Raw genomic sequence first — 8,848 nt, 5'->3', positions numbered from 1 at the left:
ACCACCAGGGTTCAGACGGCTATGGCAGACTATCGATGGTCAACAGAATCAGTGGCTAGAGACAAACTGTTCTTGGAGTACCTGGGGATAGGTGCCAAGTAGTGTACGCTTTAAACGACTTTCAGGTTAATAAAGGGAAAAGCATACAGCAAGATTCAGAATCATGATTTTATTATAACAGCAATGTAACTTGGTCTATAACGGTATAATTTTTCTTACTTGTGAGATGTAACTGCTCTCAGGTAAGTCATATTTGGACTAGCGCGGTTTGCCGCAGGTGAACGAAGACTCTGATAGTCTACCTATGCGGGAAACCGTGACCGTCCGAAGAGGCAAGTGACCAACGTGAGACTCTGCGGAGAGCCTGAGAGTTACACAGCAGCAACCAAGGCAGAGTCACCACTGACCCTGCCATGCTCTCGATGCGATCTACCCTTCTAAAACTCGATTGCATACGCATCGGTACAGCAAGCAGGCCAGCCTTTATTGCTGTCAAATTGAATCCCGTCTCGGAAACTGCGACAGTTTCCCAAGATTCTCCAGCTAATAGTTGAGCGGCAGGCAATATTGCCTCACAAATTCCATCTATTTTGGGTCGAGGCACCAGAATCATCATTTGGATTGACATGCACTCCCACCACCGCAATGCCACAAAAGGTATCGACAAAAAATAAGTAAGATAAATTCGAAATTTGATTTTGACCGCTGTTTACCTCTTTACTATGACCTCCAACCGACAAGCGTCTTTAATCTCTGTGGTGAAGTAAAAAATGTCACAAAAAATATAGCCTTGACCCAATACCATGTTTACTGTTGCGCTATCTGCTACTTTGGGAACAAGAAAGCCCACAGCATACATGTTAAATAATATCGGTAAGCTAAATAACAATAACCCTTATATGACATTTACATATGAACGTACACGAAGCTCTTCTCGCCCGTAAATCTACCCGGGCTTTTCTTGATAAAAAGGTGAGTAAAGAAAAAATAGTACAAATTCTCCAATCTGCCCGTCATGCTCCCTCCGGCACCAATGCCCAGCCTTGGCAGGTAGCCGTGGTCACAGGACAGAAAAAAACGGAACTCACCACAGCCATGGAGAATGCATTTAAGGAGGGAAGCGACGCCGAAATGGATTATCAGTATTATCCGCTTGAATGGCACGACCCCTATAAAAAAAGGCGCGTTTCATGTGGTGCGCAACTCTACGATGCCCTGAATATAAAACGGCAGGATAAAGTCGCCCGCCTTACCCAATGGGCTGCAAATTACCAGGCATTTGGTGCACCTGTGATTCTTTTTTTCTTTCTGGATCCGGTTATGAAAAAAGGTTCTTTTCTTGATTACGGCATGTTCATCCAGTCTATTATGCTAGCAGCCGTTGAAGAAGGCCTTGCGACTTGCGCTCAAGCCGCATTGGGCCAATTTCCGAAATTAGTGAAAACATCACTGGGATATGACCAAAAAACGATTCTTATTGGTGGAATGGCTCTTGGATACGAGAATAAAGAAGCGCTGGTCAATAATTACAGAACACCGCGCGAAGAGGTTGAGGTGTTTACCCGTTTTTTTGACGAATAACAGGACCAGCAAACACATAATGATGATCCAACATTCTTCCTAATCGCATTGTGTTTTTGTTGCTGTTAGTCTTTCGAAAAAAGAAGCTATTCATAACTCTATTTTAACGGCTGTAATAACAATCCCATACCCACGCTCCTCTTTTCTACAAATTTCTCCGCCAGACTCAGGAATGATGCAATCCATTTTTTCTGCCATATATGGGACACAGAGAAAGGTAAACAGCTCGCCTACATGCATTTTGCCCAGACGTGCCCGCACGTCATCAAAGCCCCATCAACAGTCTTTTCTATAATCTATATCTATCCGAACACGTTTTCTCATAATTTTACCGATAAAGAGTCTATTGAATGGATGAACTTTCCGGCTGAAATCAGTATAATCACCCCTTTGGATAACAAGCTGGTTACAATCTCACTTTTTATGCCCTGATAGTATGAATAATATAGACCTACCTCATTACAAAAAAGTCCTTCTCCAAAAGCAAAAAGATATCCTTGCCATGCAGCAAACAGCAAACGATTCAACCCGCCCGGTTGATCTTGATCAATCCAGTGTCGGCAGACTGTCAAGGATGGATGCGATGCAGTCTCAGGCCATGGCACTGGAAAACAAACGCCGTCGGGAAATTGAACTCACCCGTATTGATGCGGCCCTTGAGCGGATAGAAGAAGGAGAATACGGTTACTGTGCTGCCTGTGATGAAGAAATTGCCCAACGTCGCTTAAATCTTGATCCGGCAAATCCCTTTTGTGTACAGTGTGCTTCCAAAATGTAACAACAAGCACCTGCACAATCCACGTTTCCACAATGTTCATAAGAAACCAGAGCTTTTCAGCTCATTGCTCTTTCACCCAACGAACTTTTGTTGCTGATATTTGCGTGCCGCTTTAAGTAGCCCTTCAGCCCAAAGCGGAGTTCCAGGAGCAAGCACATGGGTATACATGGCCAACACATTATGTTTCTTTAAACCGTCTCGTCCGTTAATAAACCCTGTTCCCCTTTCCATCTTGAGTACCAGATCATCATCAGTGCCGTCCCACTGCTCAACAGTTGAATACCTGAACTCGTGACCTTTAATCTCCGTACCAACAGGATAAAAACTATTGTCGCCTTCAACCGTAAATGCTGAATACCCATGGGCCTGCGGTTTAACTGACAGCCCGAATTCAACAGGAAAGACTCCGGTTAAGGGATATTTTTTTCCTTCCATACAGATTGATCTTCCTAAATAAATGAGCCCACCGCACTCTGCATAAACGGGAAGCCCACTTTCTGCTGCCATACGGATAGACTCACGAAAAGATCTATTTTCCGCGAGCTGCCTCGCACTGGTCTCAGGAAACCCGCCTCCAATATACAAGCCGTCGAGGTTGTCGGGCAGAGTTTTACTGGAGATGGCATCAATGGTTACCAACTTCGCTCCTTGATTTTTCAACATCTCAAGATTCTCTTCATAATAAAACTGAAATGCCATGTCCCGCAGCACCCCAATGACGACATCTTTTTGGGTGCGTACATCCGGGGATACTCCTGCTACAGGCCTCCTAGGTATTCGACGCATGGCTGCAGTAAGCTCCTCCAGATCAAAGTTAGAGCGAACCAAATCTGCCAAAGTGCAGACTGCCTCGTCAGCATTTTCATATTCTTGAAGCGGCGTCACCCCCAGGTGTCGCATGGGGAAAACATCGTGTTTCAACCTTGGCATGATGCCCAGCACAGACAGGGGAGTATATTTTTCAATGGTTTGTCGAATAATAGATTCGTGGCGTGGGGTAGCAATTTGATTAAGAATGACCCCGGCAAAACGGACATTATCATCAAAAGCGCAACAACCAAGTACCAAAGCTCCGATGGTTCGGGTCGTTTTGGAACAGTTCACCACCAAAAGTACTGGTTGATCCAGCTGTTTAGCAAGAGTTGCGGTGGAAAACTGCCCTTCTGCATTGACCCCGTCGTATAAACCTCGATTGCCTTCAATGATTGCATAATCACTCTGCCCTAGATGAGTATGAAAGCTATGCAGCACACTCTCAGCAGACATAAGATAAGGGTCCAGGTTGTAACACGGGGTCTTAGCTGCAGCTGTCAACCAGCCGGCGTCAATGTAATCAGGGCCTTTTTTGAACGGGACAACAGTAGATCCCTGGTCCAGCAGGGCACGAGTCAAGCCGACGCTGACCATTGATTTTCCGGAACCACCGCTTAAACCGGCAACAATAAGACTCTTTACTTCACGGCATTGTGCAGTGGCAGAAGATCGCATAATAAGACATTAGATAAAGGTAAAGTTGATCTGAAAAAATCATGATGACGGTGTTTCCTTACCGTCGTGGGAGTGTTGCCCGGTCTCGCCCCAGGCGAGATCATACAAATCGTTGAGTTGTTTTTCCAACATTTGACGATATTCTTCAACCTGCTCTCCGTTAATATCTGCGGGAATACTTACAGGTTCTCCATAGCGCACAAAAATTGTGGAAAAAGGAAGGGGGACCACTGTGCGGTCCCAGCTTTTAAAGGCAAAGTAACGGCTGGCTGACCAGACAATCGGCAAAATGGGAGCACCGGACTTACTTGCCACCAAAATACAACCAGCCTGGGCCTTCCTTGCCGGTCCCTGCGAGCCATCAGCCACAATAGCCGCATTATGCCCCCTCTGCACCTCTGCAATAAGAGCTCGCAACGCCCTTATTCCAAACCGATTGGAAGAGCCTCGGACAGGAATATGTCCCATGAGTCTGGCGACTTCAGCAATATATTCACCGTCGCGACTGGCACTTACCATGGCAGCCGCCGGAAACTTTCTGAGATAATAAAATAAATAGGCAAAGGAATAGTGCCAAAACACTGCCACTGCAGCTCTTGCCGCAGCGCATTTTTCAAGGTGCTCAGTCCCTGTAACGCGCACTCTGCAGGTTCCGAACCACACCTTGGTCAACCCTACAAAAATCCTAGGCACTACCCGTACTGATATTCTGTACCAAAAATCAGCCAACTTCAATCTCCAGCATTTTCAAGGCATTAATCTGATCTCTATAGGCTGCCGCCGCCTCAAATTCTAATTTTTCTGCGGCTTCAAGCATTTTCTTTTCCAATTGAACTATCTCTGCTTGCAGTTCGTCCACTGTATGATACACGGTGGACGACTCGGCGGTAACAAGCTTATCGCTAATTATACCCTCTATATCTTCTTCCCATCCCGACGCTTTCAAGTGCTCTACAATGGAATCCTTGATACCGGAAATAACGGTTGTCGGTTCTATACCATGCGCCTTATTGTATGCGTCTTGGATAGATCTGCGCCGGTTTGTTTCATCAATGGTATACTGCATGGACCGAGTCACTTTATCAGCATATAAAATGACCTGTCCCTGAGCATTTCGGGCTGCACGCCCACAGGTTTGCACCAGAGAACGTTCGGAACGAAGAAATCCCTCTTTGTCGGCATCAAGAACAGCGACCAGCGAAACCTCCGGAATATCAAGTCCCTCGCGAAGCAAGTTGATCCCGACAAGCACATCAAACTCTCTGTTGCGCAAAGCTTTTATCAACTCAACCCTTTCAAGGGTTTTGATATCAGAGTGTAAATACCTCACCCTGACCCCTAATTCATCGTAATATTCAGTCAGGTCTTCCGCCATTTTCTTGGTCAAGGTCGTCACCAGGACAGCCTCGTTACGACTGCCGCGTAATCGAACTTCTTCCAACAGGTCATCAACCTGGGTAGAAGCCGGACGCACTTCAATATGGGGATCAAGTAATCCTGTCGGCCGAATTAATTGTTCAACAATCCTGTCTTGGGCATGGTCAAGCTCATAGTCTCCCGGTGTGGCCGATACATAGACCACCTGATGGACCCTTTTCTCAAACTCGTTAAACTGCAAGGGCCGATTATCAAGTGCTGAGGGCAAGCGAAAACCAAAGTTGACCAGAGTTTGTTTCCTTGACCTGTCGCCATTATACATACCACGAATCTGCGGTACCGCAATATGCGACTCATCAATAATCATAAGATAATCATCGGGAAAGTAATCAAGCAGGTTGGGAGGCGGGGTCCCAGGCGCGTTACCTGTCAGGTGTCGACTATAGTTTTCGATGCCATTGCAATAACCAAGCTCTGCAATCATTTCCAGGTCAAACATGGTTCGTTGTTCCAGCCGCTGCTCTTCTACCAGTTGATTATCATGATGCAGCTCCTCCAAGCGAAATCGAAGTTCCTCTTTGATAGACCGCATGGCAGTGGTCAGATTGTCCTGGCTGGTAACAAAGTGGCTACCAGGGAAAACAGTTGTTTCATGTACATCTTCCACCACCACTCCTCGTAAGGGGTCGATAATGGAAATGGCCTCAACAGTATCCCCAAAAAACTCTACCCTGACAGCAAAATTATCTTCATGTACAGGAAAAATATCAATTACATCGCCACGAACCCTGAAGGTTCCCCGGTGGAAGGAAATATCATTCCGTTCATACAACATAAAAACCAGCCGCCTTTGCACTTCCTCCATAGGGTAATCTTCCCCCACTTCAAGAAAAAGGTGCATGTTCTTGTACTCATCAGGCGAACCAAGACCATAAATACAGGATACAGATGCCACAATCAATACATCCCGACGGGTTAGCAGCGATCGAGTGGCTGAGTGACGCATCTTATCAATAGCATCATTTATGGACGAGTCTTTCTCTATGTAAGTGTCTGAAGCAGGGATATAGGCTTCCGGTTGATAGTAATCATAGTAGGAAACAAAATACTCCACTGCATTATTGGGAAAAAGCTCACGAAACTCGGAGAAAAGCTGGGCGGCAAGGGTCTTATTAGGAGCAAGTACCAGTGCCGGTCGCTGGATAGCGGCAACCACCTGCGCCATGGTAAAGGTTTTGCCGGAGCCGGTTACTCCGAGCAAAACCTGGTCCCGAACCCCTTCATTGATTCCGGTCACTAATTTTTCAATGGCTGCCGGCTGATCACCGGAAGGAGTAAAGTCGGTAACAAGCTCAAAAGGTGTATCAGTATTGTAATGCTGGCTACTCACGGTATCCGTTGCCTTATGCTTCAGTGCGTAAAAAGAAAGGGAGGAAGATACAAGCTATTTGCGAGAAAGGCAACTGGCCCGGCCTGGATTTCTCGTCAGTTCAGGCGGCGTCAGGTTCATTTTTTTAGCAATGAATAGGTAAGCGAAGACTCCGGGTAAGCGAAGACTCCGTCAGCTGCTTATATTTATTGCCGAAACACTGAAAAAAATAATGCCGGATGGCCTGAACTATGACGAACATTGTGAAAATAAGCAACTCAATGTAACGTCGAATAACACACTGTGCATGAAAATTCAGGCCACGTTGTTGATTGTGTATTCTCTCCTGCCCGAAACCACCACAAGGATCACATTCAAAATTCCATATCAAAACTATAAACACCTTCTTCAATCTTGCTCTCGACCCTCAACCCTGAATTGTTAAAAACATTCTGCATCCGCTTATTGTCAAGTAAGACTTCGGCTGTAAAACCAGCAATACCGTTTCTTTTTGCAATTTTGATAAGGTGTTGAAAGAAAAAGGTACCTAATCCCTTGTTTTGCCAGTTATCACGTACAATAAAGGCCACCTCGGCCATATTCGTTTTTTCATTAAGGTAATACCTGCCGACGGCAACAATCTGATCACCACTTGCTTCGGGAATGGTGCCGACGATACACACATCACGACGGTGATCAATGTAGACAAAATCCTGAATGTGGCGGTGGGTAAAACGTTGGTTACTCATGAACCGGTAATAGATGGTTTCCTGGGAAAGATTATAAACCAAATCGCGCATATGGGGCTCGTCTGTAGGCCGGATGGAACGAATAGCGACATTGGTGCCGTCAGGCATCAGGTAGGCTGCTATCATGGCCTCCTCACCGGGCACGAAGAAACGGCTGCCGAAGCGGGCCAAATCAGGCCGAAGATATTTGGCATCAACCGCCTCTTTAAACAGTTGCTCCCTGTAATCCGGATGAGCAATAGAAATCAATGCCATCACTCTTTCCTGGATAGATTTGCCGTGAAGATAGGCAACACCATATTCGGTCGCTATATAATGAACAGTACCACGGGTTATGACCACCCCTGATCCAGGGCGGAGGGTGGTGACTATCCGCGAACCGGTACCGTATTCATCAAGAGAAGGTAGACAAATAATGGCTCGCCCCGCCTCAGATTTAGAGGCCCCGCGGTTGAAATCAATCTGGCCACCAATACCGGAATAGAAACTGCCACCCACGGAATCAGAGCAAACCTGGCCGGTTAAATCCACCTCCAGGGCCATATTCACCGCCACCATTCGTTTTTGCTTACCAATCACGGCGGGGTCGTTAATATATTCGGTCGGTCGAAAACTAAACAAAGGATTATCATGGATAAAATCATAGAGTTTCTTTGATCCCATACAAAAACTGGCCGTGATTTTCCCTTTATCTATGGTTTTCCTTGCCCCGGTAACAGCACCGGATTCGATAAGCGGGATGATAGTATCTGAAATCATTTCCGTATGAAATCCGATATCTTTTCGTTCATGGAGAAACTCCATGACCACCTGTGGAATTCGTCCGTACCCGGGTACACGGCCAAGACCAAGCTCGATGGTGGAACCATTGGGAATTAACGCTGCTACTTCCCTGGCTATCTTCCTGCTTATTTCGTTGGGTGGGTCTATCTGGCGTTCAAGGATTGGGTGGTCCACAGGGACTAAAATATCCAGATCATAAACATCTACCAAGGTATCGCCGTGGGTCCATGGCATATTTGGATTCACCTCTGCAATAACCAGAGAGGCATTGTCAGCAGCACTGCGAACAATATCCACCGATATTCCCAAACTGACCTTACCTGTCTTATCAGGCGGCGTTACCTGAATAAGCGCAATATCTATGGGCATGATTCCGGTATTCAACAAATCGGGAATATCAGACATTAGAATAGGGGTATAATCACCGAGCCCTTCTTGAATAACTTCGCGAATATTAGAGCTGATAAAAAAGGCGTTAATAGCAAAACATTCGGTCATTTTCTTTTCGGCATAGGGAGCGTTTCCCTTGGTGATGAGTTGAATAATCTCAACATTAGCCAATTGCCCTGCCCGCCTGGTCATGGCAGTAATGAGCATTTGCGGCGCGCCGCATCCTGTCCCTATAAAAACCCTCTGTCCCGGCCGCAAATGAGCAAGCGCCTTGGTTGGAGTCGAGATCATATCGCTGTATTTTTCTTGCCAATCGGTATCGTATTCCATGGT

At 46.2% G+C, this 8,848-nt stretch carries 7 protein-coding genes; 2 read left to right on the top strand and 5 right to left on the bottom strand.

The window, feature by feature from the left end; all coding sequences use genetic code 11:
* Positions 1-298: 298 nt before the first annotated feature.
* Complete coding sequence (locus JWH17_RS09360) at positions 299-628, bottom strand: hypothetical protein (RefSeq protein WP_205222343.1); 330 nt, start codon at positions 626-628, stop codon at positions 299-301.
* A 284-nt stretch (positions 629-912) separates the two neighbouring features.
* Between JWH17_RS09360 and JWH17_RS09355 the strand changes: the two genes are divergently transcribed.
* Both JWH17_RS09355 and JWH17_RS09350 read left to right on the top strand, forming a co-directional pair.
* A complete protein-coding gene (locus tag JWH17_RS09355) occupies positions 913-1,581 on the top strand; it encodes a nitroreductase (RefSeq protein WP_205222342.1) in 669 nt (222 codons plus the stop codon).
* Between the two features lie 436 nt (positions 1,582-2,017).
* The gene (locus JWH17_RS09350; RefSeq protein WP_205222341.1) at positions 2,018-2,359 is read left to right on the top strand and encodes a TraR/DksA family transcriptional regulator; all 342 of its coding nucleotides are present in this window, start codon (positions 2,018-2,020) and stop codon (positions 2,357-2,359) included.
* Between the two features lie 72 nt (positions 2,360-2,431).
* On the opposite strand, the gene JWH17_RS09345 is transcribed toward JWH17_RS09350, so the two are convergent.
* The 4 genes from JWH17_RS09345 to JWH17_RS09330 all read right to left on the bottom strand — a co-directional run bounded on the left by JWH17_RS09345 (position 2,432) and on the right by JWH17_RS09330 (position 8,845).
* Positions 2,432-3,847: a cobyrinic acid a,c-diamide synthase CobB gene (locus JWH17_RS09345; RefSeq protein WP_205222340.1), complete on the bottom strand. Its 1,416-nt coding sequence runs from the start codon at positions 3,845-3,847 to the stop codon at positions 2,432-2,434.
* A gap of 39 nt (positions 3,848-3,886) precedes the next feature.
* Positions 3,887-4,576 (bottom strand): lysophospholipid acyltransferase family protein, encoded by a 690-nt coding sequence (locus JWH17_RS09340; RefSeq protein WP_205222339.1) that lies wholly within the window; start codon positions 4,574-4,576, stop codon positions 3,887-3,889.
* A complete protein-coding gene (gene uvrB / locus JWH17_RS09335) occupies positions 4,569-6,614 on the bottom strand; it encodes an excinuclease ABC subunit UvrB (RefSeq protein ID WP_205222338.1) in 2,046 nt (681 codons plus the stop codon). The genes JWH17_RS09340 and uvrB overlap by 8 nt, the downstream gene beginning before the upstream one ends.
* A gap of 353 nt (positions 6,615-6,967) precedes the next feature.
* Complete coding sequence (locus tag JWH17_RS09330) at positions 6,968-8,845, bottom strand: bifunctional acetyl-CoA hydrolase/transferase family protein/GNAT family N-acetyltransferase (protein ID WP_205222337.1); 1,878 nt, start codon at positions 8,843-8,845, stop codon at positions 6,968-6,970.
* Positions 8,846-8,848: the final 3 nt, after the last annotated feature.

The sequence above is a fragment of the Desulfogranum marinum genome (assembly GCF_016918565.1).
Taxonomy (GTDB): domain Bacteria; phylum Desulfobacterota; class Desulfobulbia; order Desulfobulbales; family Desulfobulbaceae; genus Desulfogranum; species Desulfogranum marinum.
The sequence above is the reverse complement of the archived record's forward strand: the minus strand, read 5'-3'. Positions and strand labels throughout refer to the sequence as shown.

What these genes read in the sequence shown, in the direction of transcription:
- JWH17_RS09360 (WP_205222343.1), bottom strand. Translation starts at nt 628, where the DNA reads ATGTCAATCCAAATGATGATTCTGGTGCCTCGACCCAAAATAGATGGA.
- JWH17_RS09355 (WP_205222342.1), top strand. Translation starts at nt 913, where the DNA reads ATGAACGTACACGAAGCTCTTCTCGCCCGTAAATCTACCCGGGCTTTT.
- JWH17_RS09350 (WP_205222341.1), top strand. Translation starts at nt 2,018, where the DNA reads ATGAATAATATAGACCTACCTCATTACAAAAAAGTCCTTCTCCAAAAG.
- JWH17_RS09345 (WP_205222340.1), bottom strand. Translation starts at nt 3,847, where the DNA reads ATGCGATCTTCTGCCACTGCACAATGCCGTGAAGTAAAGAGTCTTATT.
- JWH17_RS09330 (WP_205222337.1), bottom strand. Translation starts at nt 8,845, where the DNA reads ATGGAATACGATACCGATTGGCAAGAAAAATACAGCGATATGATCTCG.